At 72.5% G+C, this 26,178-nt stretch carries 18 protein-coding genes; 8 read left to right on the forward strand and 10 right to left on the reverse strand.

The window, feature by feature from the left end; translation table 11 throughout:
- Nucleotides 1-1,086, forward strand: a 1,086-nt coding sequence (locus tag D3105_RS15685; RefSeq protein WP_118903814.1) for an ABC transporter permease, incomplete at its 5' end; no start/stop codon positions are given.
- A gap of 29 nt (nucleotides 1,087-1,115) precedes the next feature.
- Here D3105_RS15685 and D3105_RS15690 read toward each other — a convergent pair.
- Nucleotides 1,116-3,353 (reverse strand): OmpL47-type beta-barrel domain-containing protein, encoded by a 2,238-nt coding sequence (locus tag D3105_RS15690; protein ID WP_118903815.1) that lies wholly within the window; start codon nucleotides 3,351-3,353, stop codon nucleotides 1,116-1,118.
- Complete coding sequence (locus tag D3105_RS15695) at nucleotides 3,350-5,854, reverse strand: ThuA domain-containing protein (RefSeq protein WP_240646916.1); 2,505 nt, start codon at nucleotides 5,852-5,854, stop codon at nucleotides 3,350-3,352. Before D3105_RS15695 ends, D3105_RS15690 begins: the two co-directional genes overlap by 4 nt.
- Nucleotides 5,855-6,136: 282 nt before the next feature.
- On the opposite strand from D3105_RS15695, the gene D3105_RS15700 reads away from it, so the two are divergent.
- A complete protein-coding gene (locus D3105_RS15700; protein WP_118903817.1) occupies nucleotides 6,137-7,225 on the forward strand; it encodes a multicopper oxidase domain-containing protein in 1,089 nt (362 codons plus the stop codon).
- 41 nt (nucleotides 7,226-7,266) lie between these two features.
- On the opposite strand, the gene D3105_RS15705 is transcribed toward D3105_RS15700, so the two are convergent.
- Nucleotides 7,267-9,498 (reverse strand): DEAD/DEAH box helicase, encoded by a 2,232-nt coding sequence (locus D3105_RS15705; RefSeq protein ID WP_118903818.1) that lies wholly within the window; start codon nucleotides 9,496-9,498, stop codon nucleotides 7,267-7,269.
- Between the two features lie 324 nt (nucleotides 9,499-9,822).
- Here D3105_RS15705 and D3105_RS15710 point away from each other — a divergent pair, with 324 nt between their 5' ends.
- From D3105_RS15710 to D3105_RS15720, 3 genes are all read left to right on the forward strand, one after another.
- On the forward strand, nucleotides 9,823-10,617 hold the full coding sequence (locus tag D3105_RS15710) for a VOC family protein (RefSeq protein WP_118903819.1): 795 nt from the start codon (nucleotides 9,823-9,825) through the stop codon (nucleotides 10,615-10,617).
- Nucleotides 10,618-10,708: 91 nt separating this feature from the next.
- Nucleotides 10,709-10,963: a WhiB family transcriptional regulator gene (locus D3105_RS15715; RefSeq protein WP_006128884.1), complete on the forward strand. Its 255-nt coding sequence runs from the start codon at nucleotides 10,709-10,711 to the stop codon at nucleotides 10,961-10,963.
- 69 nt (nucleotides 10,964-11,032) lie between these two features.
- On the forward strand, nucleotides 11,033-14,407 hold the full coding sequence (locus D3105_RS15720; protein ID WP_118903820.1) for a hypothetical protein: 3,375 nt from the start codon (nucleotides 11,033-11,035) through the stop codon (nucleotides 14,405-14,407).
- A 42-nt stretch (nucleotides 14,408-14,449) separates the two neighbouring features.
- Here the strand turns inward: D3105_RS15720 and D3105_RS15725 are convergent, their stop codons facing one another.
- Together D3105_RS15725 and D3105_RS15730 are read right to left on the reverse strand one after the other, a co-directional pair.
- Complete coding sequence (locus tag D3105_RS15725; protein ID WP_118903821.1) at nucleotides 14,450-15,424, reverse strand: acyl-ACP desaturase; 975 nt, start codon at nucleotides 15,422-15,424, stop codon at nucleotides 14,450-14,452.
- Nucleotides 15,425-15,612: 188 nt separating this feature from the next.
- Nucleotides 15,613-17,940 carry an ATP-binding cassette domain-containing protein gene (locus tag D3105_RS15730; RefSeq protein WP_118903822.1) on the reverse strand — a complete coding sequence of 776 codons (2,328 nt, stop codon included), beginning with the start codon at nucleotides 17,938-17,940 and terminating at the stop codon, nucleotides 15,613-15,615.
- Between the two features lie 131 nt (nucleotides 17,941-18,071).
- On the opposite strand from D3105_RS15730, the gene D3105_RS15735 reads away from it, so the two are divergent.
- Nucleotides 18,072-18,884 (forward strand): alpha/beta fold hydrolase, encoded by an 813-nt coding sequence (locus D3105_RS15735; protein WP_118903823.1) that lies wholly within the window; start codon nucleotides 18,072-18,074, stop codon nucleotides 18,882-18,884.
- Nucleotides 18,885-18,900: 16 nt separating this feature from the next.
- The gene (locus D3105_RS15740) at nucleotides 18,901-19,761 is read left to right on the forward strand and encodes a helix-turn-helix domain-containing protein (protein WP_240646917.1); all 861 of its coding nucleotides are present in this window, start codon (nucleotides 18,901-18,903) and stop codon (nucleotides 19,759-19,761) included.
- A gap of 16 nt (nucleotides 19,762-19,777) precedes the next feature.
- On the opposite strand, the gene D3105_RS15745 is transcribed toward D3105_RS15740, so the two are convergent.
- Both D3105_RS15745 and D3105_RS15750 read right to left on the reverse strand, forming a co-directional pair.
- Nucleotides 19,778-21,409, reverse strand: a complete 1,632-nt coding sequence (locus D3105_RS15745) for an ABC-F family ATP-binding cassette domain-containing protein (RefSeq protein ID WP_118903824.1) — start codon at nucleotides 21,407-21,409, stop codon at nucleotides 19,778-19,780.
- 218 nt (nucleotides 21,410-21,627) lie between these two features.
- Nucleotides 21,628-22,044, reverse strand: a complete 417-nt coding sequence (locus D3105_RS15750; RefSeq protein WP_118903825.1) for an SsgA family sporulation/cell division regulator — start codon at nucleotides 22,042-22,044, stop codon at nucleotides 21,628-21,630.
- Between the two features lie 207 nt (nucleotides 22,045-22,251).
- Here D3105_RS15750 and D3105_RS15755 point away from each other — a divergent pair, with 207 nt between their 5' ends.
- Entirely contained in the window at nucleotides 22,252-23,370 is a 1,119-nt protein-coding gene (locus tag D3105_RS15755; RefSeq protein ID WP_118903826.1) for a WD40/YVTN/BNR-like repeat-containing protein, read from the forward strand.
- Between the two features lie 13 nt (nucleotides 23,371-23,383).
- On the opposite strand, the gene D3105_RS15760 is transcribed toward D3105_RS15755, so the two are convergent.
- The 3 genes from D3105_RS15760 to D3105_RS15770 all read right to left on the reverse strand — a co-directional run bounded on the left by D3105_RS15760 (nucleotide 23,384) and on the right by D3105_RS15770 (nucleotide 26,027).
- The gene (locus tag D3105_RS15760; RefSeq protein WP_118903827.1) at nucleotides 23,384-24,250 is read right to left on the reverse strand and encodes an alpha/beta fold hydrolase; all 867 of its coding nucleotides are present in this window, start codon (nucleotides 24,248-24,250) and stop codon (nucleotides 23,384-23,386) included.
- Nucleotides 24,251-24,319: 69 nt separating this feature from the next.
- The gene (locus D3105_RS15765; protein WP_118903828.1) at nucleotides 24,320-24,616 is read right to left on the reverse strand and encodes a YciI family protein; all 297 of its coding nucleotides are present in this window, start codon (nucleotides 24,614-24,616) and stop codon (nucleotides 24,320-24,322) included.
- Between the two features lie 10 nt (nucleotides 24,617-24,626).
- Nucleotides 24,627-26,027 (reverse strand): LRV domain-containing protein, encoded by a 1,401-nt coding sequence (locus D3105_RS15770; protein WP_118903829.1) that lies wholly within the window; start codon nucleotides 26,025-26,027, stop codon nucleotides 24,627-24,629.
- Nucleotides 26,028-26,178 lie beyond the last annotated feature (151 nt).

A 26,178-nucleotide genomic window follows, 5' to 3' on the forward strand; every position in this document is an offset into this window, starting at 1 on the left:
GGTGGGAGCGGCGGCGGGCCGGGCGGGAGCGGCGAGCGGCATGGTGCGCACGGGCGGCCGCTCACCCTCCGCGAGCGCTGGGAGGCGTACAAGAACAGCCCGTTCCTCCCCGCGACCGTCCTCGTCCTGATCGTCGCCGCCGCGGCCGGTCTCTTCGCCGGCTCCTACACGTACGCGATGGCGAACCCCACCCCGCACCGGATCCCGGCAGCCCTGGTCACCCAGCCGGACGTGGCGCGCGGCGAGGCGTTCGTCGCGGGGATGGAGAAGGCCCTCGACGCCTCGCTCGAACTCCACGACTACCCGGACGTCGCCGACGCCCGCCGCGCCCTGGACGAACAGAAGGTCTTCACCATCGTCCGCGCGTCGGACGACGGGGTGGCGCTCGACGTGGCCGGAGCCTCGGGCGCCTCCGTGGCCGAGCTGATCGGCAAGGCGGGGATCGAGGTGGGGGACGCCACCGGCGTCGCGGTCACCGTCCGGGACGTCAAACCGCTCCAGCGGGGCGACCCGCGCGGGCTCGCCCTGTTCTACATCTCGCTGGCCGCCGTCATCATGGGCTTCCTCGGCGCGATCCAGCTCAGCGTGCACGCCCACGGCCTCAACCCGGCCGAGCGCATCGCCTTCACCGTCGCCTACGCCCTGCTCGGCGGCTTCGCCATCGCGGCGGCCGTCGACTGGTGGCTCGGCGCGGTGGACCTGCCGTTCGTCCAGTCCTGGCTGATCCTGGCGTTCACGATGTTCACCTCCGGCATGGTCTTCACCATGTTCAACACCCTGATGGGCCGCTGGGCGATGATCCCCACCTGGGGCGTCATGGTGCTGCTCGGCAACCCGTCGTCCGGCGGCGCGGTGTCCTGGCCGCTGCTGCCCTCCGCGCTCGGCCACATCGGCCGCTGGCTGCCGCCGGGGGCCTCCGTCAACGCCCAGCACACCGCCGTCTACTACCAGGGCCACCAGTTCGTCTTCCCATATCTGGTGCTCGCCGCCTGGGCGCTGGTCTCCTGCACGGTGTTCTGGGTGTGGCGGCACCGACACCCGGGTGGCCGCGCCCGCACGCCTGAGCATGCGGCCGCGGCCGGCTGAGACCTTCTCCTTACGGGTTACAAGGCGGCCTACAGCTCCTTGATGCGGATGTCGCGGTACGAGATGACGTCGGTGACGCCGTGGACCTGGAGCCCGATGTAACCGGAGGCGAACCGCCGGCCGTCGGTGCCCGGGTCGTCGCCCCGCGGCGGCTCGAAGAGCTGACCGCCCGTGTTGTCGAACTCGTTGATCAGGACACCGTTGCGGTAGATCTCGTAGTGCTGGTCGACCACCTTGATCTCGTAGTCGTTCCAGGTGCCCTTGGGCGTGACGCCGGCGCCGCCGAGACCCACCCGGTCGAAGCCGTACACCGAACCGGTCTTGTACATGTCGCCGTCCGGCCGGTCGTTGACCTGGATCTCATGGCCGTACTTGATGGCGACCCACTCCGGACGCGACTCCTCCGGGTGGTCGTGGACCTTCGGGAAGCGGACGAAGACCCCGCCGTTGGCGTTGCCCGAGCCCGGGGCGTCGTCGCGCCACTGGAGCTTCAGCGAGTAGTCGCCGTAGGCCCGGTTCGGCAGCCACAGCATGCCCATGCCCTCCACCGTGGTGGAGCTGGTGATCGAGCCCTCCTCCTCGTTCAGCTCGAACTTGCCGCCGCCGACCTGCTCCCACTTGGCGAGCGAGGCCGCCGTGCCGTCGAAGAGCTTGGTGTAGCCCTCGGACTGGCCCGGCTTGCCGATGCCCGACTGCTTGGCGGCCTGGTTGATCGCCCTGCGCTCGCGCTGGTCGATGACACCGTCGCTCTTGAGCTTGTCGAGGACCGCCGTCACGTGCTTGAGGAACAGGGCGTGGGAGGACCAGTCCTTCTCGTCCTCGATCAGCTCGTTGATCGTGCAGCGGTTACGGGTGATCCGGTTCGGGACGCCCGTGTCGATGGTGCCGACGAAGACGGTGTGCCGCTCGTCGAACTCCGCGCAGTTCGGCGCGGGGACCCCACCGCCCTGGGCGATGGTGAACGACGCCTTCTTCGCCTCGGAGGTGTTGCCCGCCTTGTCGGTGGCCCGGTGCGCGATCGTGTGGTGGCCCACCCGGTCGACGATCACCGGGGCGGTGTACGCGAGGTACGGTCCGCCGTCGAGGCTGTACTCGACCTTGTCAACGCCCGAGTCGTCGTCGGTCGCGGTGACGGTCGCCTTGGCGCTGGTGATGAACGCGCCGTCGCTGTTCTTGTCGCCTTCCACCTTCACCGAGGTCTCCGGAGCCGTCTGGTCCTGCGACGGCGGCTCGACCACGGTGAAGTCGACGGACTTCTCGTCCGCGACGTTGCCCGACCGGTCGGTGGCCCGGTAGCGGACGGTGTGCTCGCCCAGCTCGTGGACCATCACCGGAGCGGTGTACGCCTTCCACTCGCCGTTCGCGCCGAGCGCGTACTCGATGGTGTTGACGCCGGACCCGGTGTCGGACGCGGTCACGGTGACCGTGGCCATGCCCAGGTACGCGCCCGCGTCGTCCTTCTCCCCGGTGACGGTCGCCGAGGTCTCCGGCGGCGTCTCGTCGTCGGTCGGCGGGGCCGCCACCGCGAAGTCGACGGACTTCTCCTCGGCCGCGTTGCCGGCCTTGTCGGTGGCCCGGTAGCGGACCGTGTGGTCGCCGACCTCGTTCACCACGACGGGCGCGGTGTAGGGCTGCCACTCGCCGTCCGCCCCGAGCGCGTACTCGACGGTGTCGACGCCGGAGCCCTCGTCGGTGGCCTCGACGGTCACCGACGCCTGGCCGATGTACGCGCCGTCGCCGTTCCGGTCGCCGTCGACCTTCGCCGAGGTCGTGGGAGCCTCGGTGTCCTCGCCGCTGCCCTCGGTGACGGTCAGGATGCCCTGCATCATGCCGTGGCCGGGGATCGTGCAGTGGTAGAAGTACCGGCCGGGCGACAGCGTGACCTCCACGCTGTGCTTGCCGCCCTCGGAGTCGCCCGGGTTGGCCAGGATGTTCAGCTGGACGTCGTTGTTGAACTCCGGGTCCGACACGCTGAACGTCAGCGTGTGCGGCATGCTCGTCGTGTTTCCGGTCGCCGTGCTGTTCTCGAAGACGATCGTCGCTTTGCCGGCCACCGCGGTCTTCGGCGCGGACAGATAGCGGTCGATCGGGTCGCCCGCGGTCCAGGTCAGCACCTGGTCGGCGGCCTTCGCCCCGGGACCGTCGCCGCCCTTGCCGTACGCGGCCGTCGAGGTCAGCCCGAGGACCATCAGCAGGGAGGCCAGCAGGGCCACCCAGAAGCTCCGCGGACGATGCCGCCTGCGTGTGAGGTAGGGATGGTGTCTCACTTCGCCTCCGCCTTGTCCACGAGATCCGCGGCGGCCGGCGTCGCGCCGCCGCCCTTGTACGACACGCGCCACAGCGCGGACTTGGAGTCGGAGGTGAAGAAGCCGCGCCCGTAGTCCAGGACGTACAGCGAACCGTCCGGCGCGAACTTCCAGTCCATCAGATTGCGGATGCCGTCCGCCCCGACCGGAATGATCTTCTTCAACGACTCGGCGTGCGTGGGCAGTCCGCCCTTGCCGACCGTCTTCGGGTCGGTGAGCACGGCGTGCCGGGGCTGCGTGTCGTCGTAGAAGTCACCGACGAACCACTTGCCGTCCCAGTAGGCCGGCCACTTGGCGGTGGACTCGCTCTGCGCGTCGTACCGGTAGACCGGGCCGTTCATCGTCGCCTGGCCGCCGCCCTTGAGCCAGGGCAGCAGCTGCTTGCCCTCCTCCGGCTTGTAGCTCGGTACGCCGTTGGCGTCGCGCGGGTAGTCGACCCCGCCGCCCTGCGGGGAGTACCAGATGGTGTTCGGGGTCACCGGCGGCAGCTTGACCAGGCCGTCGTTGTTCGGCGACTCGTTCTTCGGGGCGTTGCAGTCGTACCAGCCCAGCGGCTTCGTCGGGTCCGGCAGGTTGCGGTCCCGGTAGGGCTGGTTGTTGCCCATGCAGTACGGCCAGCCGTGGTTGCCCGCCTCGGTGATCGCGGCGAACGTGTCGTACTTCGCCGGGCCCCAGGTGGTGGACGGCGAGCCCGCGTCTGGGCCGACCCAGCCCGCGTACAGCGTGTCGGTCGACGGGTCGATCGAGATGCGGGCCGGGTTGCGCACGCCCATCACATAGATCTCGCCGCGCGTCTTGCCGCCGCCCTCGTCCGGCTCCTTGCCGGTGAAGAGGTTGCCGGACGGCAGGGTGTACGTGCCGTCGTCCTCGGGGTGGATCCGCAGGATCTTCCCGTTGAGGTTGTTCGTGTTGCCCGCGGTGCGCCGGGCGTCGGCGAAGGAGACGCCCTTGTAGTTCGGCTGTGGGTTGTTGCCGGAGTAACCGTCGCTGAAACCGGAGGAGTTGTTGTCGCCGGTCGCGATGTACAGGTTGTCCTTCGAGTCCCACGCCATGCCGCCGCCCGCGTGGCAGCAGCTGTTGATCTGCACCGGCCAGCCGAGCAGCACCTTCTCCGACGCCAGGTCCAGCTTGCCGGTCGCGGAGTCGAGGGTGAAGCGGGACACCTGACGGGTCGCCATGCGCTTGGCGCGGTCGATCTTGGCGTGTGGCGTGTAGTGCAGGTAGACCCAGCCGTTGGACGCGAAGTCGGGGTCCAGCTCGATGCCGAGCAACCCCTCCTCGTTCTTGACCAGTTCGTCGCCGCCGCCCTTGTTGCCGAAGACGTCCAGCGCACCCGCCAGGGTGACCTTCTTGGTCTTCGGGTCGTAGACGTGGATCTCGCCCTTGCCCTTGCCGATGTTCGGGTCGTTCCAGTCGATGACGACCGGCTGGGAGCTGTCGGCCCCGCCGCGCCCGATGTAGAAGACCCGCCCGTCCGGCGCGGTCACCATGCCGTGCGGCTCGCCGATCTGGTCGTTCTGGCCCGGCTGGTTGGGCTGGGTGACCCGCTCGGCGGTGTAGTTCGAGGTGATCGTCGCCTTGCAGTCGGCCTGCGAGGTCCGGTTCGTCCAGGAGAGCGCGCCGCGCAGATGGTCGCGGAAGTCGGTCTCCGCGAAGCTGTCCGCCGTACCGCCCATCGCCGTGTAGAAGGACCGGCCGCCGTCGTAGTCGCGGCACCAGGAGACCGGGTGGTCCCAGCCGTTGGCGCTCTCGCCCGGCTTGTACGTCAACTCCCGTACGCGCGCCACGGTGTGGACGTCACCGGACGGGTTTTTCGTCCAGTTCAGCCACTTGTCGGGGCGCTTCCACTCCAACGGCAGGTTCTTGGTGGCCGGGTGGAGCCGGTCCCCGATCTCCACGGTCGCCCGCTGCACGGACGTCGGGCTCTTCGCCGCAGGACGGGCCCCGACCAGACCGGTGAACCAGTCGGAGTACGGCTCGGTGCGCGCCGCGTCATGGATGCCGAGGAAGCCGCCGCCCGCCTCCATGTACGCTTCCAGGCCCGCCTCCTGCTCCGGGTCGAGGACGTCGCCCCCGCCGGTCAGGAAGACGACGGCGTGGAAGGAGCCGAGCCGCTTGCCGTTGGTGAAGACCTTCGGGTCGGCGGTGGCCACGGTGGTGAACCGCTGGGCCTCCGGACCGGAGAGCCCGATCTTCTCGATCGCCGCGATCCCGGCGTCGGTGTACGGGGCCTCGTCACCCGCCGACGCGTGGAACACCAGCACCTTCACCTGGTTCCTCGCGCCCGGCGGAGACGGCAGGGACAACGTTGTCGCCATCTTCTCGACCAGGGCCCGGTCCGGCGACGGGTCCGCGCTCGCCGGGCCTCCGCTGGCCAGCATGGACCCGGTCAGTGCGCCGGCCGCCACGGCCGCCGCGAGGCCGCGTCGTGATCTGGACCGGTGATGTGATGCGCGCTGCATGTGGTCACCCACCCCTCTGTGGTCACTGCACCTCTCGGTGACTGTGGCTTGCTCACTCTGCGTCAGAACGCTTCAACAACTCTTGTTTCACTGCGACAGCGCACGAAGCTAGACCTCTTTTCGCGGTCCGCCAATAGCTATGGCAGCAATCGCACGAACTTTGTCCTGAGTGTGGATAAACGGAGGTGCCCCGGCTACGGTGTGGCCCGTTCCGGGGGTCCCGGGAGTGCCGTTCCGTACCGGCGGCTTCGCCAGTTTCCTTATCGCAGTGGGGAGTTCGACATGGACCGAAGGACCTTCGGCCGGCGGATGCTGGTCGGTGGCGCGGCGGCCGCCGCGACGGGAGTGACATCGTTGTCGCTCGGGGCGGTGGAGGCAAGCTCGGCCGAGAACCCACCGCGTACGGCCCCGGCGGGCGGCGTCACCCGCCGACTGAAGATGTACGCCGAGAAGTTGCCCAACGGCGAGCTGGGTTACGGCTTCGAGAAGGGCAAGGCGTCGATCCCCGGCCCCCTCATCGAGCTGAACGAGGGCGACACGGTCCACATCGAGTTCGAGAACCTCACCGACGTCGACGCCAGCCTCCATGTGCACGGCGTGGACTACGACATCGCCAACGACGGCACCCGGATGAACAAGAGCCACGTCGAGCCCGGCGGCACCCGGACCTACACCTGGCGCACCCACGCCCCGGCCCGGCGCAAGGACGGCACCTACGAGCCGGGCAGCGCGGGCTACTGGCACTACCACGACCACGTCGTCGGCACGGACCACGGCACCGGCGGCATCCGCAAGGGGCTGTACGGGCCGGTCGTGGTCCGCCGCAAGGGCGACATCCTGCCCGACCAGACGTGCACGGTCGTCTTCAACGACATGATGATCAACAACAAGACGGCCCACAACAGCGTCAACTTCGAGGCCACGGTGGGGGACCGGCTCGAATTCGTGATGATCACGCACGGCGAGTACTACCACACCTTCCACATCCACGGTCACCGCTGGGCCGACAACCGCACCGGCATCCTCACCGGCCCCGACGACCCCAGCCGGGTCATCGACAACAAGATCTGCGGCCCCGCCGACTCCTTCGGCCTCCAGATCATCGCGGGCGAACGCGTGGGCGCGGGCGCGTGGATGTACCACTGCCATGTCCAGAGCCACTCCGACATGGGGATGGCGGGACTCCTGCTGATCAAGAAGCCGGACGGCACGATCCCGGGCTACGAACCCCACCACCACACGGCCGGATCCGCAGAGAAGAAGGCCGGGGAGAAGGCGGACGGGAAGACCGGCGACAAGGCCGAGAAGAAGAACGCGGACAAGGCCGCCGCGCAGGACACCGGGGCGGGCGCGGGGGAGCACCAGCACTGACCCCGCCGGTCACGGGGCCCGCGGAGGGGGGGCGGAGCCGGTCACGGCCTCTCGGCGCCGTCCGCCAGCCGCTGCTGCTCCTCCTCGACGATGCGCCGGGCCAGCTCGGCGTCGGAGACGTCCACCGCGTCCGGGGTGGTCTCCGCGAGATCGCTGCGCCGTGCGTACGCGTCGAAGAGCCGGTCCTTGCGGGCCAGCAGCTCCACCAGCCGCTGGTCGACGCTGTCCGTGGCCAGCAGCCGGTGCACCTGGACCGTGCGCACCTGCCCCATCCGGTGCGCGCGGGCGACGGCCTGGTGCTCCAGCGTGGGCTTGATCTGCGGCTCGCACAGGATGACCACGGAGGCGGCCTGCATGTTCAGCCCGGTCCCGCCCGCCTGGATCTGGCTCAGCAGCACCGCGTGCCCCTCCACCGCGGAGAAGGCGTCCACCAGCTCCTGCCGCCGGGCCGGCGGGACGCTTCCGGAGAGCGGCCCGAAGACGTCAGGGCCCAGGGCGTCGCCGACCGCCGCGAGGACCTCGCGGAAGTAGGAGAAGACGATCACCTTCAGGCCGTTGTCCCGTGCCTCGTCGACGAGTTCGCGCAGCCGCTCCAGCTTGGCGGAGCTCCCGGGCACGGCGTAGGCGGCCCGGCGCATCCGCATGAACCGCCCGGAGGCGACCGCCTCACGGTAGGCCTCGCGGTCCTCGGACCCGAACTCCTCCCACTCGTCCACCTGGACCAGCGCCGGGAGTTCGGCCAGCACGTCCACCTGGTTGCGGCGCAGATAGGCGGGGGCGACGGCCCGGCGGAAGGCCCGCGAACCGGCCGCGCCGTGCGTCGTACTCACCGACGGCGCGAGTTCGGGACGCAGTTGGCGCACCAGACTGCGGAACTCCTCCACCCGGTTCTCCATCGGGGTGCCGGTCAGGAACAGCACCCGATCGACCTGCTCCGCCCACCCCGCGACCGCCCGCGACCGGCGGGCCTCGGGGTTCTTCACGAAGTGCGCCTCGTCCACCACCAGCATCCCGGGCCGCACCTCGGCCGCCGCCCCCTGGGGCAGCAGATGCAGCGCGTCGAAGGTGGTCACCGCCACCCCGCCCGCCTCACGCCAGTCCGCGAACGCCTCCACGCGCTCCGCCCCGTGCACCGGAACGGCGCGCAGGGTGGAGCGGGCCCGGATCTCCCGGGTCCAGTTGATCAGCACACTCGCCGGACACACCACGAGGAAGTGGGTGTCGCCCCCTGCGGCGAGATGGGCGAGAGCCGCGATGGCCTGGACGGTCTTGCCGAGGCCCATCTCGTCCCCGATGATCACACGCTTCTGCGCCAGCGCGAACCGCGCTCCGAACGCCTGGTAGCCGCGCAGGGACACCCGCAGACGCGTGTCGTCGAGCCGCAGCGCCCGCACCCGGTCCGCGATCCCGGCAGGCAGGAACCCCTCGGCGGCATCCCGGTCGGGACCGCTGCCCGACAACTCGGCGAGCAGGCTGTAGTACTCGGCGGACCGCAACTCGAAGTCCACCCAGGCCTCGGCGGGCGACGCCGGGGAGCGCAGCAGGTCGGCCGACGCCTGCGCGAAGAGCACCGGCAGCTCCCGGTCCACCGCGTCCGCCACGGCCGACCGCACCGCGTCGAGCGCCTCCCGCACCCGCGCCCGGGACCGCCGCCCCGCGAACAGCATCCGCAGCCGGCTCCCGCCCGGCGCGGCCGTCTCCACCCGGGGGCCCAGCAGTTCGGCCAGCCGCCGGGCCGCGTCCACCGCGCGCCGCGCGTCCGCACCGGCCACGACCAGCCGGTGCAGGGCGATCACCAGCGCGGTGCTCGTGTCGTCCGGGGCGTCCATGTCGATCCGCACCGAGACGGTGTCGCGCACCGCGTGGGCGATCTGCCCGGCGGCGGCCAGTGCCTGGTCGGCGGTGTGTGCCCCGACCCCGGGGATCTGCCGCAGCGCGTAGCGGTCGGTCCTGTGGACCTGCCCGACCGTGCCGAACCCGGCCTGCTCCAGCGCTCCGAGACGCAGCCGCCCCTCCGTGACGTCCTTGAGCCGGGAGACGGGAATATGGGCCAACTCCCCGTCCACCAGGGCGTCGAGGAGCGGATCGAGCACGGAACGTACGGCGGCCACGGCGTCGGCCCGGTCCGCCGGCACGGCACGGGCGCTCCCCAGCAGCCGCTCCGCCCGCACCAGCAGCTCACGGGCCGCGCCGCCGGTGGGCACCGGGCTCCCGGCGGCCTTACGCGCGAGTGTTCCGTCGGCCGAGCCGCCCCCCGCCCCGCTCTGCTTCATGTACGTCCTTCTCTTCCCGGACGGTGTCGCACCGCCCGGGGCCCCGCTCTTCACGGCCTTCCCGCCATCGTGCCACGCCCCACCGACACTCCCGGCCGGGTCCGCACCCACCGCCGCGCGACGCGCCGGTCCAACGCTTCGCCCCGGAAGCCACGCGCTGCCTACCCTGGGCCGCACGGCGGAAGCGACCACCGCCGCCCACCACGCCCCGGTCGGCCCCGCACGGACTGCGGCTGTCAGTGCCCGGTGCAAGACTCGAAACGGACGGAACCACCCGACAGGACCCGACGAGCAGGACCACCCGGATCGACTGAGGAGCACGCCATGATCAGCCCCACCTTCCTCGACGGAGCACCCAACTGGGTTGATCTCGGCACCCCTGATCTCGACGGGGCCACCGCCTTCTACCGGGGCCTGTTCGGCTGGGACCTGATCCCCGGCGGCCCCGAGGTGGGGGGCTACGGGATGCTCACCCTGGACGGGCGGTACGTCGGCGGGGTGATGACGGTGTCCGAGGAGGAAGCTCCGAGCGCCTGGTCGGTCTCCTTCCAGTCGCCCGACGTCGACGCCACCGCACGGGCGATCTCCGAGGCGGGCGGCAGCGCCGCGTTCGAGGCGATGGACGTCCTCGACTTCGGTCGCATGGGCGGCTTCACCGACCCGGCCGGCGCGTACTTCGGGGTGTGGCAGCCGAAGGAGCACCCCGGCTTCGGCGTGATCCAGGAGCCGAACGCGTTCCTCTGGGCAGAGCTCTACACCACCGACGTCCCGGCGGCGGCCGCGTTCTTCGGCAGCGTCTTCGGCTGGGGGACCGACGAGATGAAGGTGGAGGGCTCCGACTACACCTACACCACGGTCCACCCGGCCGGTGCCGGCCCGGACGCCTCCTTCGGTGGTCTGGTCCGGATGGGCGACGTCCCGTCCGAGGCCGCCCGAGGCCCCCACTGGCTCCCGTATTTCGCCGTGGCCGACGTCGATGCCGTCGTGGCCGAGGCGAAGCGGCTCGGCGGAAGGGAGACGCTGGCCGCCATGGAGGTCCCCGGCGTCGGGAAGATGGCCAACGTCGCCGACCCGTACGGGGCGGTCTTCGCGGTCATGAAGCCCGAGCCGAGGCGGTGACGGCTCGGCGCCCTCCGGGCCTGCGGGTCGCCCTCGCCGGATTGATGGATCGTTGATCGGTTGTTTATCGCCACCGGGCAGCGTGTGCTCCATGCTGATCAACACCGTGACCGACGACGCACTCGCCTGGCAGGAGACCGCGTTGTGCGCGCAGGCCGGGCCCGAGTTCTTCTTCCCGGCCCCGGGCAGTTCGACCCGCGAGGCCAAGCAGCTCTGCAACGCCTGCGAAGGGCGGCTGGCCTGCCTGGAGTACGCACTCGCCAACGACGAGCGGTTCGGCGTCTGGGGCGGGCTCTCGGAGAAGGAGCGCGAGCGGCTGCGCAGAGAAGGACGCGACCGGGGCTGACCGCCCCGGGCCGCACGAACGCCCTGTAAACCCCTGGGGCGTTCGGTCCGTGCCCGGCACAATCGGGCCATGACCGACGCATCGCCGCTCGCCCTCGCCGCCGCCCTCCTCGACGCGCTCGAACCGCTGCCCCATACGGAGCGCATGGGTGAACTGGCCGTGCGGGCACGCCGACTGGCCGCCCAGGGGGCGTTGCGCGCCGTCCTCGACGAACTGGCGGACGGCGACCCGTACGAGCGGCGGATCGCGGTCATCGCCGCCACGGTCGTCCGGGACGCCGAGTGGACCGGCGCACGTCTCGCCGACGAGGACGCCGTCGTGCGCGGGCACGCCCTGCGCGCGGGGCGGACGCTCGGGGTGCCGGACACGGCGTACGAGAAGGCCTTCGCCGACGCGCCCGCCGCCGTACGCCGTCACCTCGTGCGGGCGATCGTCGCCGACCGCCGCACCGCGCTCGCCGACCGGCTGGTCATCGCGGCTCGCGACACGTACGGCGACATCGAGGCGGCCCGCCTGCTGCCCGGCTGCTCGGCCACCACGGTCGCAGCCCTGCTGCCGGAGCTGCGCCGCTCGACGGACTGCTGGTCCTCGCTCGGCCACCATCACCCCGGACCGCTCCTGGACTCCGCCGAGGAGGAGCTGGCCGGTCTCCCCGCGACGGCCCGGAACACCTGGTGGCAGGACGACGGGCACCCCCGGGGCATCGCCGCTGCCCTCCCCGCTCTTCCCCACCGGGTGCTCGACCTCCTGGAACGGTTCGGACCCACCCGCCTCCCGGTCGCCCTGCACGGCCCCTTCGGGCGTCTCGTCGCCGCCGACCCGGTCCGGGTCGCCCGCCTCGCCATCCGGCCGGACGTCTGCACGCAGCTGCACCGCGCGCTGAGCGGCACCCAGCTGCGCCGCCTTGCCCGCGCCCTGCCCGACGCGCTCCTCGTCGAGCTGGGCCGGAGCGCGCCGGACCGGCTGCCCCCGCTCCTGTGCGCCCTGCCGCCCGCCCGCCGTGCCGCACTCCACGAGGCGGTCACCGAGGGCCGGGGCGAGGGAGTATCGGGGACCACCGTCGACACCGGGCTGCTGGACGCGCTGCCCCGCAACCGGGTCGCCGCCGTCGCCCGGCGGCTCGCGGAGCGGGCTCGTGGCCGTGGGGCCGACGCGGCCGTCCTGCTCGCCACGTCCTACCTCCCGTACGACGAGGGGCGCGAGCCGCTGCTGGCCGCCACGCGCGGGCCCGTCGCCGACGACCGCGCCACGGCGTGGTCGCTGCTCGTCGGCAGCGCCGGCCGCTCCGGGGACCCGGCGGTCGTCGCCGCCGTGCTGGAGGACCTGCTGCGCCTGCGCAACGAGCAGGACCCCGTTCGCTCCGCCGCCCTCACCGCCCTGGCCGGGGTGGAACCCGCCCTCTTCACCGACGCGGTGGAACCCCGGCTCGACCGCATCGCCGCCGACGCCGTGGAGGCCCGCGACTCGTCCCCGGCCACCCGGTCCGCCCTCGGCCGCCTGGCCGTCGGGGTGCTGCGCGAGCACGCGGTGACCGGACAGCGCGACCTGCTCAACTGGGCGCTGCGCACCCTGGTCCGCATCACCGGCAGCAGCGGCAGCGCCGACTTCGGCCGCCTGGACCGGACCCTGCGCAGGGGCCAGGAGCACACCGTGTTCCAGGCGCTGCGGCCCTGGCTGGAAGCGGGCGCGGAACGCTCCGACTACGGACTCGTCCTGGCGCTCGCCCGTGCCGTGGGCCGTCGCGCCGACGCCATGCCCGGCCTCCAGGAGTTGCTGTGGCAGGCCGTGAACTACGGCGAGCCCTCGGCCGCCCGGAGCGCCGCGGCCCTCTGGCTCCGGGCCCCCGCCGGCCGCGACGAGCGGGTCGAGCGGCTGCTCGCCCGGCATCCGTCGGCCGTCGCGCTCCCGGAGGTCCGGCGCGTCGTGACGCACCGGCGCACGGACCTGCTGGAAGCCTGCCTCGACGGGACGCCGCCCCGCGGCCGGTTCCTGGCACCCGGCACGCCCTGGACGGTCGAGGTCGCCGGGGCCGAGCGCTGGACGCCCGGCCGGCAGCGTGCCGCCCGGCGCGCGGTGGAGCGCACGGTGGCGGACGAGAAGCTGCCGCTGCACCTGCGTACCGCCGCCCTGGACCGGCTCGCCCGCATACCCGGACGGGGCGCCGACGCCGTACGGCCCTGGACCGGCGACGCCGACGTGGTGATCGCCGAGGCCGCGCTCGCCGCCCTCACCCGCACCGACCGGCCCGCCGAAGCCCTGCCCGATCTGCTCGCCCACGCCGGTGACGACCGGGCGCGCGTCGCGATGTACGCGGCGGGCCGGGCCGCCGCGCACACCCGGCCCTCCCGGCTGGCCCCGCTGCTCGCCGCCCGTACGGCTCCCGGCACCGGCAAGGTCACCAGCCGCAAGGAGGTGGTGCGCCTCGCCGCCGAGCTGCTGCCGCGCGCGGAGGCGGCCGCCCTCCTCGCCGACGCGTACGGGCAGCCGGATCAGCACGTCGACGTACGGGCCGCCTGTGTGACCGCGGGGACGCCGCTGCTCGGCGACGTACGCATGTGGGAGGTGGCCGAGGACGCGGCGGGCGGCGAACGCGCGCTGCGGGTCGCGGTGTTGCGGGCCCACCCGACGGAGCTTGACCCGGCCCTGCGGCCGCGCTACGCCCGGCTGATCCAGGACCTGTGCCGCACCGGCGACGACACCCTGGCCGCCCTCGCCCACACCGCCCTCGTCCCCTGGCTGCCCTGGGCCCCGCACGTGGCGGCGGTCCTGGTCGAGGCGGTCACCGACCTGGACCGGCGGGGGAGGTGGCGTTCGGCCGCCGACGCCCTCGTGGACGCCGCCCTGACCGCCCCGGACACGACCCGGGCCCTGATCCGCGCCCTGTCCCTGCTGGCCACGGGCGAGACGGCGGACGACGCGGGGGCGGAGCGGGACCGGCCCGCCCGCCGGCGGATCGGACATCTGGCCAGGACGTTGTCGCTGCGGTCGGGGCCGAACAACCGGCAGAGCGCGAGCGTGCTCGCCGAGGCCGGCCGGACCCTGGCCACCCACCGCGACCTCGTGCCGGACGCCGTCGCCCTGCTCGCGCGCTCCCTGGACCTGGCGGCGGACCCGGACACGCTGCACACCGGGCTGGTCGCGCTCGCCGCCCTGCACGGCGGCCGCCCGGCGCTCGCCGCCAGGACCGCGCAGGCCGTCGGCAGGCGGGCCGCCGGTTACCGGGGAGCGGAGATCGGCGACCCGGATGCCCTGCTGCTCGTCGTCGCACGGCTGGCGGCGACGGGAGATCCCGCCGAGGGCCTGCTCGCCGCCGAACTGACCGTGGCGTGCGGTCTGCGGACCGGGTGGACCGGGCCGTGGCGCACCCAGCTGCGGATGCTTCGCCAGCACCCCTCCGACGACGTACGCGATGTCGCGTACGCCGAGGCCACCGCCGAGGAGTGAGGCGTCCGGGCGCGGACCCGGAGCGCGCTCGGACCGGGAGAATCAGGCGCGGCCGCGCGCCGCCAGCCGGGCCTTGCGGGCGGCGAGCTTCTCGTCGAACTTCGACGCCTCGCTGTCGAGACCGCCCATGTACAGACCGAGCTCCTCCTGGGCCTTCGCCCCCTCCGGGCCGAGCCCGTCGATGCTCATGACCTTCAGGAAGCGCAGCACGGGCTGGATCACGTCGTCGTGGTGGATGCGCATGTTGTAGATCTCGCCGATCGCCATCTGCGCGGCGGCCCGCTCGAAGCCGGGCATGCCGTGTCCGGGCATCCGGAAGTTGACGACGACGTCCCGCACGGCCTGCATGGTCAGGTCCGGGGCCAGCTCGAAGGCGGCGCCGAGGAGGTTGCGGTAGAAGACCATGTGGAGGTTCTCGTCGGTCGCGATCCGGGCCAGCATCCGGTCGCAGACCGGGTCGCCGGACTGGTGGCCGGTGTTGCGGTGCGAGACACGGGTGGCCAGCTCCTGGAAGGCGACGTACGCCACGGAGTGGAGCATCGAGTGCCGGTTGTCCGACTCGAAGCCCTCCGCCATGTGTGCCATGCGGAACTGCTCCAGCTTGTCCGGGTCCACGGCGCGCGAGGTGAGCAGGTAGTCGCGCATCACGATGCCGTGGCGGCCCTCCTCGGCGGTCCAGCGGTGCACCCAGGTGCCCCACGCGCCGTCGCGGCCGAAGAGGGAGGCGATCTCGTGGTGGTAGCTGGGGAGGTTGTCCTCGGTGAGGAGGTTCACCACGAGAGCGATCTTGCCGATGTCGGTGACCTTGGACTGGTCCGCCGTCCAGGCCTCGCCGTCCTCGAAGACGCCGGGGAAGTTCCGGCCGTCGGAGAACGGGACGTACTCGTGCGGCATCCAGTCCTTGGCGACCTTGAGATGGCGGTTGAGTTCCTTCTCCACCACCTCTTCCAGCGCGTACAGCAGCTGGGCGTCGGTCCACGCCTTCGAACTGCCGAGGTGGGGAGAGGTGATCGTCACGGGGAGCTCCTGGGGACGGGAGAAGTACCTACGGCTTCGTAGGTTACGAGACCGTAGGTTAAGGCGACCGTAAGGCCAAAGCCAAGCCCGCCACCGGCAGGAGCGGGCTACGCAGGGTCATACCCCCAGGTGAACGGGTGTGTTAGGGGGCGCTTCGGGGCCTTCCCAGGCCCCTGTCCCGTCAGCTTTCAGCTTTCCGGATTCGGTGATTCCACCCCTGGATCCCGGCGCAGATACCGGCCCGTGAGGGACGTCGGATGCGCGAGCAGCTCGGTGGGTGTCCCGGCGAAGACGAGGTTGCCGCCGCCCTTGCCGCCGTCCGGACCGAGGTCGATCACCCAGTCCGCCCGCTTCACCACCTCCAGGTTGTGCTCCACGCAGATCACGGTGTTCCCGGCGTCGACCAGCCGGTCCAGCAGCTCCACCAGCGTGCCGGTGTCCGCGAGGTGCAGTCCGGTCGTCGGCTCGTCCAGCACGTACACGCTGGAGGTGCGGTGCAGCTGGGTGGCGAGCTTGATCCGCTGACGCTCACCGCCCGACAGCGAGGACAGCGGCTGCCCCAGGGTGAGGTAGGTGAGCCCGACCGCGTCGAGGGTCCGCAGCTTCCGCAGCAGCACCGGATCCTCGAAGAGCCCGGCCGCCCGCGCCGCCGTCATGTTCAGCACGTCCACGATCGACCTGCCGCCGACCCGGTGCTTCAGCACGTCGTCGTGGAACCGGCGCCCCTCACACTCCGGGCAGGTCGTGGTGACCGGATCCATGAACGCCAGATCCGTCGAGATCTCGCCTCGCCCCGAGCAACCCGCGCAGGCCCCGGCGGAGTTGAAGCTGAACAGCCCCGCGTCCACGCCGTTCTCCCGGGCGAACACCTTGCGGATGGCGTCCAGCGCACCGATGTACGACGCGGGGGTGGAGCGGGACGAGGCCGTGATCGCGCTCTGGTCGATCACCACCGCGTCCGGGTACGCGGCCGTGAAGACCCGTGACACCAGGGTCGACTTCCCGGATCCGGCCACCCCCGTCACCGCGGTCAGCACCCCGGCGGGGAACGACACGTCCAGACCCTTGAGGTTGTGCAGATCAGCCCCGTACACCGGGAGTTGTCCGGTGGGGGAGCGGACGGTCCTCTTCACCGGGGTACGGCGGCGCAGCGACCGGCCGGTGAGCGTATCGGCCTCGCGCAGCCGCGTGAACGGCCCCTCGAAGACGATGTGGCCGCCGTCGGCACCGGCCCGCGGCCCCATGTCGACGACATGGTCGGCGACCGCCATCACATCCGGATCGTGCTCGACGACCAGCACCGTGTTGCCCTTGTCGCGCAGCCGCACCAGCAGATCGCCCAGCCGGCCCACATCGCGCGGATGCAGGCCGACGCTGGGCTCGTCGAAGACGAACGTCAGCCCGGTGAGCGAACTGCCCAGGTGCCGCACCATCTTGAGGCGCTGGCCCTCGCCGCCCGACAGGGTCGTGGTCTCCCGGTCCAGGCTCAGATAGCCGAGCCCGATGCCGACGAGCCGCTCCAGCCGCTCCCGGGCCGCGGCGGCGATGGGCCCGCCCACCGGATCGTCGATCCGCTCCAGTACGCCGACGAGATCGGCGACCTCCATCCGCCCGTAGTCGGCGGGCGAGAGCCCGTGGATCCGGGTGGCGAGCGCCGCAGCGTTCAGCCGTGCCCCGCCGCAGGACCCACAGACCCGCTCCACGGTGAACCGGGCGGCCGCCTCGCGTCGCTTCTCGGAGAGGGCGGCGGTGTCGCGCTTGAGATACAGGCGCTCGAAGCGGGTCACGACCCCCTCGAACTTCATGTCCGCCGACCCGGTCCGCAGGTCGAGGCGGACGGTGAACCCCGAACCGTGCAGCAGGAGCCGGCGCTCCTGCTCGCCGAACTCGGCCAGCGGCAGGTCGTTGTCGAACCGCCCCGAACCGCCGTACAGATTCCATTCCCAACTGCCCACCGACAGACCGGGCAGCAGCAGCGCCCCCTCGTTCAGCGACTTCGACCAGTCGATCGCCCGGTCCAGATCCAACTGGACCGTGCGCCCCACCCCGTCGCACTCCAGGCACATCCCGGCGGGATCGTTGAACGAGTACGCGGTCGCCCCGCCCGCGCTCGGGGCCCCGCACCGGGAGAACAGCACCCGGAGCACCGACCAGATGTCGGTCGCCGTACCCACCGTGGAGCGGACGTTCCCGCCCAGCGGCTTCTGGTCGATCACGATGGCCACCGACAGGTCCTCCACGGACTCGACCTGAGGCCGCTCGTACTTCGGCAGCCGGTTGCGCAGGAACGAGGTGAACGTCTCGTTGAGCTGCCGCTGCGACTCCACGGCGATCGTGTCGAAGACGACCGACGACTTGCCCGAACCGGAGACACCGGTGAAGACGGTGATCCGGCCCTTGGGGATCTTGAGGGAGACGTCGCGCAGATTGTTCTCGCGCGCGCCGGTGATGACGATGTCGCGGTGGGCGGCGCCGGGGGTGTACGGCTCCGCGTCGCGGTCGGGGAAGCGATCCATGAGCGCGACGCTAGGAGGTATACCGGACAGCTTCTGTCTGCTTTTTCCGGGAGATCCGCGGGCGACGTTCGTACAAGGCGGGCGACATTCGTACAAGACCATGCAGCGGCGCCTCGGCCATCCTCGCCCGCATGGGTATCGATGACAGCACGTACGTGCACGGAATACACGTGGTCCACGACGGCCCCCGGGAGGCGCCGCCGCTCGTGCTCGTCCACGGATCGGGCGCCTCGGGCAGTTCCTGGGGCCCGGTGGTGCCGGCGCTGGCCCGCCGGCACCACGTCATCCGGGTCGACCTGCCGGGGCACGGCCAGTCCCCGCCCGCGGCGTCGTACGACGTGCCCGGGCAGGCGGCGGCCCTGGCCGCGGCGCTCGACGAACTCGCCCTGAGTTCCGTGACCGTCGCCGGGCACTCCAGCGGCGGATACATCGCCACCGCCCTCGCCGAGCAGCGCCCGGACCTGGTGGAAGCCCTCGCGCTGATCAGCAGCGGCCCCAGTCCCGACGCGCTCCTTCCACAGCCCGCCGTCCTCCGGGCGCTCGTCGCCCCGCCGCTCGGCCCGCTGATCTGGCGCGTCCGGTCCGACGCGATGCTCCGCCGGGGGGTGACCGCGGTGTGCAGCCGCCCGGTGACCGTCCCGGACGACGTGGTCGACGACGCACGGGGCATCAGCTACCGCACCTTCAGGACGGTCCTGCGCCGCAACACCGAGTACGTCACCGAGCGGAACGTCCCCACGCGTCTCGAAGCACTCGACGTTCCGGCTCTCGTGGTCTTCGGCACCGCCGACCCCCGCTGGGATCCGGATGCGGTGCGCCTCTACGACGCGACACCGAACACGCGCGTCGAGCGGCTGACCGATGTCGGGCACTTTCCCATGCTCGAAGCGCCCGGAGAGACAGGTGAGTTGCTGCTGCACTTCGTGGCGACGGCGGGCCGCTGACGCTTAGCCTGGCTCTGTGAGGCTCACCGAATCACCTCCCGACTGGTCGGCGGTGGACGTCGCGGTGCCCCGGCACTCGGTCCGGCTCCCTGGGGCCGTCATGGCAGGCTTCCGTCAACTCGCGCCGGTCCACGTGGACATCGCCATGGTCGCGCACCCCTCGGTGACCCTCTTCGTGGACCTGAGCGAGGGGAGCGGCATCGTCCACGACTCCGACGGCGGGCGCGCACGCGGCAGCACGGTCGCGGGGCTGGTACCGGGAGACCTGCGGCTCGGCGGCCGGACGGCCGGGGGGATCGAGTGCCTGCAGATCCGGCTGTCGCCGCCCCTGGCGGTCGCGGTGCTCGGCGCGTCGGCCGACTTCACAGGGGCGGTCGTCTCGCTGGAGGACGTCTGGGGCCGCGACGCCGAGCGGACCGAGGACAGGCTGCGGGCGGCCGGGACGTGGAACGAGCGGTTCGCGATCGCGGCGGACGCCCTCGGCCGGCGGCTGGACGCCCGCCGGGCGCCGGACCCGGAGGTGGCCGCCGCCTGGGAGCTGATCCTGACCGGCCGGGGCCGGGTGGGCGTCGACAGCCTGGCGAACGAGGTCGGCTGGAGCCGCAAGCGACTCTGGTCCCGCTTCCGGTCCCAGATCGGCCTCGCCCCGAAACACGCCGCCCGGCTGGTGCGGTTCGACCACGCCGCCCATCTCCTCGCGGCCGGCCACCCCGCCGCCCGGGTGGCGGCGGCGGGCGGCTACGCCGATCAGGCCCATCTCCACCGTGAGGTCAAGGCGTTCACCGGGGTGACGCCCACGGCCGTGGCCACCGCCCCGTGGCTCGCCATCGACGCCACGGCATGGCCGACGGGATCGGCCGCGGCCACGCCGTCCTAGTCACACCCGCACCGCCTCAGCCGCCCTCGCGCACCGCCTCCGCCGTCGTGTCCCGCAGCTCGCCGTCCAGCCGGAGCCACCGGGTGATCCCGATCGACTCCAGGAACCGCACATCGTGGCTGGCCACGATCAGCGCCCCCTCGTACGCCTCCAGCGCCTCGGTCAGCCGCCGTACGCTCGCCAGGTCGAGGCTGTTCGTCGGCTCGTCGAGCAGCAGCAGCCGGGGCGCCGGATCGGCCAGCAGCAGCATCGCCAGTGTCGCCCGGAACCGCTCGCCGCCCGACAGGGTCGAGGCCGGGCGGTCCGCTGCCGCCCCCTTGAACAGGAAGCGCGCCAGCCGGGCCCGCACGGCGTTGTCCGTACGGTCGGGGGCCGCCCGCGCCACGTTCCGCGCCACCGACGACTCCTCGTCCAGCACGTCCAGCCGCTGCGGCAGGAACCCCGTCGCGACCAAGGGGCTGGCCTCTCCCGACAGGGGGGCCAGCTCGCCCGCGATCGTCCGCAGCAGCGCTGTCTTGCCCGCCCCGTTGCGCCCGGTCAGCGCGATCCGCTCAGGACCCCGCACCATCAACTCACCATGCAGCGGCGGTCCGTACGGCGGCACCGGGTCGCGCAGCAGCAGCACCTCGCTGCCCGGGTGGACCCGGGTGTCCGGCAGCTCGATCCGGATCTCCTCGTCCTCCCGGACCGCCGACTCCGCCTCGTCCAGGCGCTCCTCGGCCGCCGCCAGCCGCTCGGTGTGCAGGATGCGGTGCTTGCCGGCGGACACCTGGGCGGCGCGTTTGCGCTGCCCCATCACGACCTTGGGTTCCCGCTTGGTGTCCCACATCTTCTGCCCGTACCGCTTGCGGCGGGCCAACGTGACGTGTGCGGCGGACAGTTCGCGCTTCTGCCGCTGTACGTCGGACTCGGCGGCCCGCACCATGCGCCGCGCCGCCTCCTGCTCGACGGCGAGCGCCTCCTCGTACGCCGACAGGTTCCCGCCGTACCAGGTGACCGACCCCTCGCGCAGATCCGCGATCCGGTCCACCCGCTCCAGCAGCTCCCGGTCGTGGCTGACGACGAGCAGCGCCCCCGTCCAGGCGTCGACCGCGTCGTACAGCCGGCGACGGGCGTACGTGTCCAGGTTGTTCGTCGGCTCGTCCAGCAACAGCACCCCGGGCCGGTCCAGCAGCAGCGCGGCCAGCCGCAGCAGGACGCATTCGCCGCCGGACATCTCCCCGACGGTGCGGTCGAGCCCGACGCGTCCGAGGCCGAGCCCGTCCAGTGTGGCGAGGGACCTCTCCTCAATGTCCCAGTCGTCGCCGATCACCGCGAAGTGCTCCGCCCGGACATCGCCCGACTCCACGGCGTCGAGGGCCGCGCGCCGCTCCGCGATCCCGAGCACCTGATCGACCCGCAGCGCGGTGTCCAGGACCACGGACTGGGGGAGATGGCCGAGCTCGCCACGGATCCTGACCGTCCCGGAGGCCGGGGTCAGTTCACCGGCGATCAGCCGCAACAGGGTGGACTTGCCGCAGCCGTTGAGCCCGATGAGCCCGGTGCGGCCGGGGCCCACGGCCAGATCGAAGTCGGTGAGGACCTCGCTGCCGTCGGGCCAGGAGAAGGAGAGGGAGGTACAGCTGATATGGGGGTCGGTGGATGACATGCGGAACTCCCGTTGTACGTCGGGGAATGAGTGAGGACGGCTGAAGGAGGCTGAGATCGCACACGGGCGCTCCGGGCCACGACAGGGCACGGCGGGGCGCTGCACGGTGTGCACAGGACCTCAGATCAGCAACGTCCTACTCCGATCGACGACAACAGGGACGTCTCCGAAGGTAGGGCCGGGGCGCGGGCCCGGCAACCGGATTTACGGCCGGGGCGTCAGCAGGGACCGCCGAGCAGGTCGGTCAGACCCCGGTCCATGTCCAGATACCGGTGCTCGTCGCCCACCGGAACCAGCTCCTGCGCCCGCTGGAGGAAGAGCCGCAGCTCCTCGGTGCGCACATGGACCATCGCGATGCCCTCGGGGGCGTGGAACTCCAGCACGGTCCGCTCGTACCCGAACGGCCGGACGCGTACGTCGCCCTGCCCGGCGGGGGAGTCCACCCCGGTGGTCAGCAGCTCGCGGGAGAACTCCCAGGACACCTCGGTGCCTTCGAGGGTCGCCGGGGCCGGGAATGCCATGCGTACGGCGAAGGGGTACTGGCGGTCGTAACTGAGCATGGCGGGCAAGGTCTCCATCCGCGGTGCGGACGCGACCATGCGAGCCTGCACGGACTGCTCGATAACGCTGGACAAGACCTGCTCCCTCTCGCGGCTGGGTCAACGGTTCCCGGCACTGGAGTAGACGACGGAACTCCTCGTTTCGTGCACCGGCGCGCGGCGTGAGCTGCGTCACCGGTTCCGTCCGGCTCCTGCCCGTATCCCGCGCACCCCCGCTCTCCTGCCCGCTCGACGGCGACGCACCCTGGACGGGTTCCGACCCGTGGGCTAGCTTCCAGCGCCATGAAGGCCATGGGGAAGACGAGACGGCTGATGGCACTGGTGACCGGAGGGGCGGCCCTGGCGGCCGCACTGGTCGCACCGGGCGCACACGCGGCGCAGGGCACGGAGGGGGAGGCGGCCTCCCAGGAGGCCGCCGTGCGCGGGCTTCTGCCCGGCTGGCGGCTCACCGACACCGGCACCGACGCCCGCTTCCGGGGGCTCGCCGCGGTCAGCCGCACCACCGCTTGGGTCGCCGGGTCGAAGGGCACGGTCCTGCGCACCGCGGACGGCGGCCGGACCTGGCGTGACGTGTCACCGCCGGACGCCGCCGAACTGGAACTCCGGGACATCGAGGCGTTCGACGGCCGCCGGGCCGTCGCCCTGGCCATCGGCGAGGGCGAGGCATCGCGGGTCCTGCGCACCGAGGACGGCGGAGCGACCTGGACCGAGTCCTTCCGCAACACCGATCCCCGCGCCTTTTTCAACTGCCTGACCTTCTTCGACAGTCGGCACGGTCTTGCCGCGGGCGACCCGGTGGACGGGAAGTTCCGGGTCCTGTCCACGGCGGACGGCGGCCGCTCCTGGCGGGTCCTGCCCGATGCCGGGATGCCCGCCGCCCTGCCCGGCGAGGCAGGGTTCGCGGCGAGCGGCCAGTGCCTGGTCAGCTCCGGCGCCAAGGACGTCTGGCTGACCACCGGGGGAGCGGAGACCGCCCGGGTCCTGCACTCCCGGGACCGGGGCCTGACCTGGACGGCGAGCGCCTCGACCCTCCCGGCGGGCGACCCGGCCCGGGGCGTCTTCGCCGTGGCCTTCCGCGACCGGGCCCACGGCATCGCCGTCGGCGGCGACTACCGCCCCGACCAGGCGTCCCCGCGGGCGGCCGCCGTCACCGGGGACGGCGGCCGGAGCTGGCGGCAGTCCGCCACCCCGCCGCCCGCCTACCGCTCCGGCGTCACCTGGCTCCCGTACAGCCGCACCGCCGCCCTGGCCGTCGGCCCGACGGGCACCGACCTCACCCTGGACGGCGGGCGCAGCTGGCGGACGGTCGACCCCGGCTCGTACGACACCGTCGACTGCACCCCCGACCTCGGCTGCTGGGCGGCGGGCGAGAAGGGACGGGTGGCGCGGCTGGGCTTCTGACGCCGGGGCGGCCTCACGAGGCGTCCAGCACCTCCCGCAGCCGTGCCGCGAACTCGTCGGGCTTCCCGGGGTAGCCGAACTCCCCGTCGAGGAAGCCGCCGTGATGGCTCGGGAAGACGGTCACCCGCTGCCCGAGCAGTTCGGCGGCCGCCTCGGAGGTCCGCCCGGTCTGCACCGACCGGGACTCCTCGCCCACGGCGATCACCACACGGGTGGGCGCCCCGGTGATGGCGTCGACGTCCGGCCGGTGGTCGCTGACCGCCCAGGACCGGTCGGACAGCAGCGGGTCGTCCCGCGAGCCGTCGTCCTCGGCGGGCATCCCGAACGCGGCGGGATCGGGCGCGGGCTGCGCGAAGTAGGCGTCGGTGAACTCGCCCTCCCACGAGGTCATGGCCACGAACGCGGCCATCCCGGCGCCCCACCCCCGCTTCTCGTACGCGTCCCGGACCCCGGCCCGGGCCCGGACGGCCGCCGGGCCGTCCGGGGTGATCGTGATGAGCGGCGGCTCGTGTGCGACCAGGGTGGTCACGTCGTCGGGGTGGCGCGCCACGAGGGCGAGAGCGGTGACCGCCCCGCCGCTGCTGGCGAACATCTCGACCGGCCCGGCCCCGAGCTTCGTGATGACGGCGTGCACGTCGTCGGCCAGGGTCTCGGGCGTGTAGTCGACCCGCCCGTCCGCACGGGTGGACCGGCCGAGCCCCCGCGGGTCGTACGTGACGACGGTCCGGTCGGGGAACCGTGCCGCCAGCGCGGCGAAGCCGCTCGCGTCCATGGGGTGCCCGATCAGGAACAACGGCGGGCGGTCGTCGGCGGTGGGCAGCGGTCCCCGGACGTCGTACACGAGGTCGGCGCCGGCTGTGGTCAGTGTGTAGGTCTCCATACCCGTACAGACCGGCCCCGCCCCGGAAAGTCATCGGTGGCGGCGGCAGCCACCGTGAGCCTCCGCCCGTTACGGCGACGGCTGCTGGTACGGCGCGAGCTCGGGCGCCGTCTTGGTGGCGATGAACTCGGTGATCCGGTACGCGCACACGCCGTGCGCGGCGAAGGGGTCGGCCGCCGCGATCTGCTCGATCGCCGCCCGGTCCTCCCCGACGGCCAGGATCACGCCACCGTCCCGGGGGTTCTTGCGCCCCGAGGCGAGGAAGACGCCTGCCGCGTACTGCTCGTCGAGCCAGGTGATGTGCTCCGCCATCAGCGTGTCGACGCGCTCCACGGGGGCCGTGTAGGTCAATTCGAGTACGAACATGATCGTCAGGCTACGGGATCCCGGCCGCCGCGAGGATGGCCTCCATGGCCGTGAGCGGGAGGGCGGGCCCCTCCGCTGCGGCCCCCATGGTCTCCGGATCGTCGAGCAGTTCGAGCAGCCGGCCCGCCGGCAGCCGGGCGTCCCGGGCCATGGCGCAGCGGACTCCGGCCGACGGGTCATGGCTCAGCCGCTCGATCAGCTCCGCCGGGGCCTCCGGATCCCGCGCCACCAGCAGCCGCGCCCCCGGATCCTCGCTCGCCGCGAACCGGGCCAGTCCGGCGCGCGGGAACTGCGGTTGGGGCAGCTGCTCGAACCGGGTGATGAAGGGCGATGCGAGCAGCGTCTCCAGCAGCAGTTCCCCGGGGGCCGCCGGATGGTTCTCGCACAGCAGCATCCGCACCACGAAGTCCTCGTCGGCGGCGAGCCGGGCCACCAGATCGCCGGGCAGATGCGGGCTGTACGCGGCGAAGCGCCGCATTCCCGGGTGTGCGGACTCGGCGCAGGCCCGCATGAGCACGGGGTCGGTGAGCGAATGCGCGACCCACGCCGGGGGCTGGATGCGGTCCTTGGGCCCGACGTGCCAGTCGATCGCCGCCCGCCGCTCCTCGGTCAACTCAGGCCGCAGGGACACCGCGAGCCGGACCGCCGGGGAGGCGTCCGAGGCGAGGGCGGCGACCAGCCGGTCGGGAAGCCCCTGGTTGGCGGCGAGCCCCGCGCGTACGTCCTCGTCGCCGGTGGCGTACAGCCGGTCCGCGAGCTCCTCGGTGAGCACCGCGCCCGCGACGGTCCGCCGCCGCCCCCACCCGGACTCCGCGGCGGCGACCTGTTCCACGATCTCGGCGGGGGAACCGAGGACGACGTCCGCGACATGGGCGGCCGCCCGCCGTACCACCGGGTCGGGGTCGTCCAGGAGCGGCCGCACGGCCTCGATGGGGGCGTGCGGCCAGTTGTAGAGGGCGGACTTCCGTACCTCCGGCTCCGGATCCGCGAGCAGCAGCGCCCACACCTCGTCCGGAACCGGGACGAACATGCCGAGCCAGGCCCGTACCTGCCGGTCCTCGTCCCGGGCGAGAGCGGCGCACACCTCGTCCGGCAGGGGGTCGGCCTTCCGCCAGCGGCCGTGGACCTCCGGACCCGCCGCCACCCGGCTGCGTACCCACGGATCCGGGTCGGCGGCGAGCCGGGCCCGCTGCGCACCGGAGGCGCCCCGGCCCACCGCCAGATATCCGCGGACCTCCCGGTCGGGGTGGGACACGGCGGCGTCGCACACCGACTCCGGGACCTCGTTCCGCTCGAACACGGAACCGCGCACCGGCCCCTCGGCGCCGGCCAGAATCCGCAGGAGCACCGACTCCGGGGCGGCCGGATTGCGCGTCAGGCCGTCGAGACGTACGAGATCCGCTCTCTTCATCGCGCCAGTATGAAGATCGCGCCCGTCGGCCGGTAGCCCCGGCCACCGGCCGACGGGACAGCCCGCCTCACCGCATAAGCTTCCCGGTATGACGAGCTCCCCCGCCCCCGCCCACGAGACCCCCGCCGACGAAGCCGAGGGCCGGGCGATC

It is taken from the genome of Streptomyces globisporus, assembly GCF_003501885.1.
Classification (GTDB): Bacteria; Actinomycetota; Actinomycetes; order Streptomycetales; family Streptomycetaceae; genus Streptomyces; species Streptomyces globisporus_D.

Excerpts from the sequence above, each read along its gene's own strand:
- D3105_RS15695 (WP_240646916.1), bottom strand. The coding sequence starts at position 5,854 with ATGCAGCGCGCATCACATCACCGGTCCAGATCACGACGCGGCCTCGCG.
- D3105_RS15700 (WP_118903817.1), top strand. The coding sequence starts at position 6,137 with ATGGACCGAAGGACCTTCGGCCGGCGGATGCTGGTCGGTGGCGCGGCG.
- D3105_RS15705 (WP_118903818.1), bottom strand. The coding sequence starts at position 9,498 with ATGAAGCAGAGCGGGGCGGGGGGCGGCTCGGCCGACGGAACACTCGCG.
- D3105_RS15710 (WP_118903819.1), top strand. The coding sequence starts at position 9,823 with ATGATCAGCCCCACCTTCCTCGACGGAGCACCCAACTGGGTTGATCTC.
- D3105_RS15715 (WP_006128884.1), top strand. The coding sequence starts at position 10,709 with ATGCTGATCAACACCGTGACCGACGACGCACTCGCCTGGCAGGAGACC.
- D3105_RS15720 (WP_118903820.1), top strand. The coding sequence starts at position 11,033 with ATGACCGACGCATCGCCGCTCGCCCTCGCCGCCGCCCTCCTCGACGCG.
- D3105_RS15730 (WP_118903822.1), bottom strand. The coding sequence starts at position 17,940 with ATGGATCGCTTCCCCGACCGCGACGCGGAGCCGTACACCCCCGGCGCC.
- D3105_RS15735 (WP_118903823.1), top strand. The coding sequence starts at position 18,072 with ATGGGTATCGATGACAGCACGTACGTGCACGGAATACACGTGGTCCAC.
- D3105_RS15745 (WP_118903824.1), bottom strand. The coding sequence starts at position 21,409 with ATGTCATCCACCGACCCCCATATCAGCTGTACCTCCCTCTCCTTCTCC.
- D3105_RS15755 (WP_118903826.1), top strand. The coding sequence starts at position 22,252 with ATGAAGGCCATGGGGAAGACGAGACGGCTGATGGCACTGGTGACCGGA.
- D3105_RS15760 (WP_118903827.1), bottom strand. The coding sequence starts at position 24,250 with ATGGAGACCTACACACTGACCACAGCCGGCGCCGACCTCGTGTACGAC.
- D3105_RS15765 (WP_118903828.1), bottom strand. The coding sequence starts at position 24,616 with ATGTTCGTACTCGAATTGACCTACACGGCCCCCGTGGAGCGCGTCGAC.
- D3105_RS15770 (WP_118903829.1), bottom strand. The coding sequence starts at position 26,027 with ATGAAGAGAGCGGATCTCGTACGTCTCGACGGCCTGACGCGCAATCCG.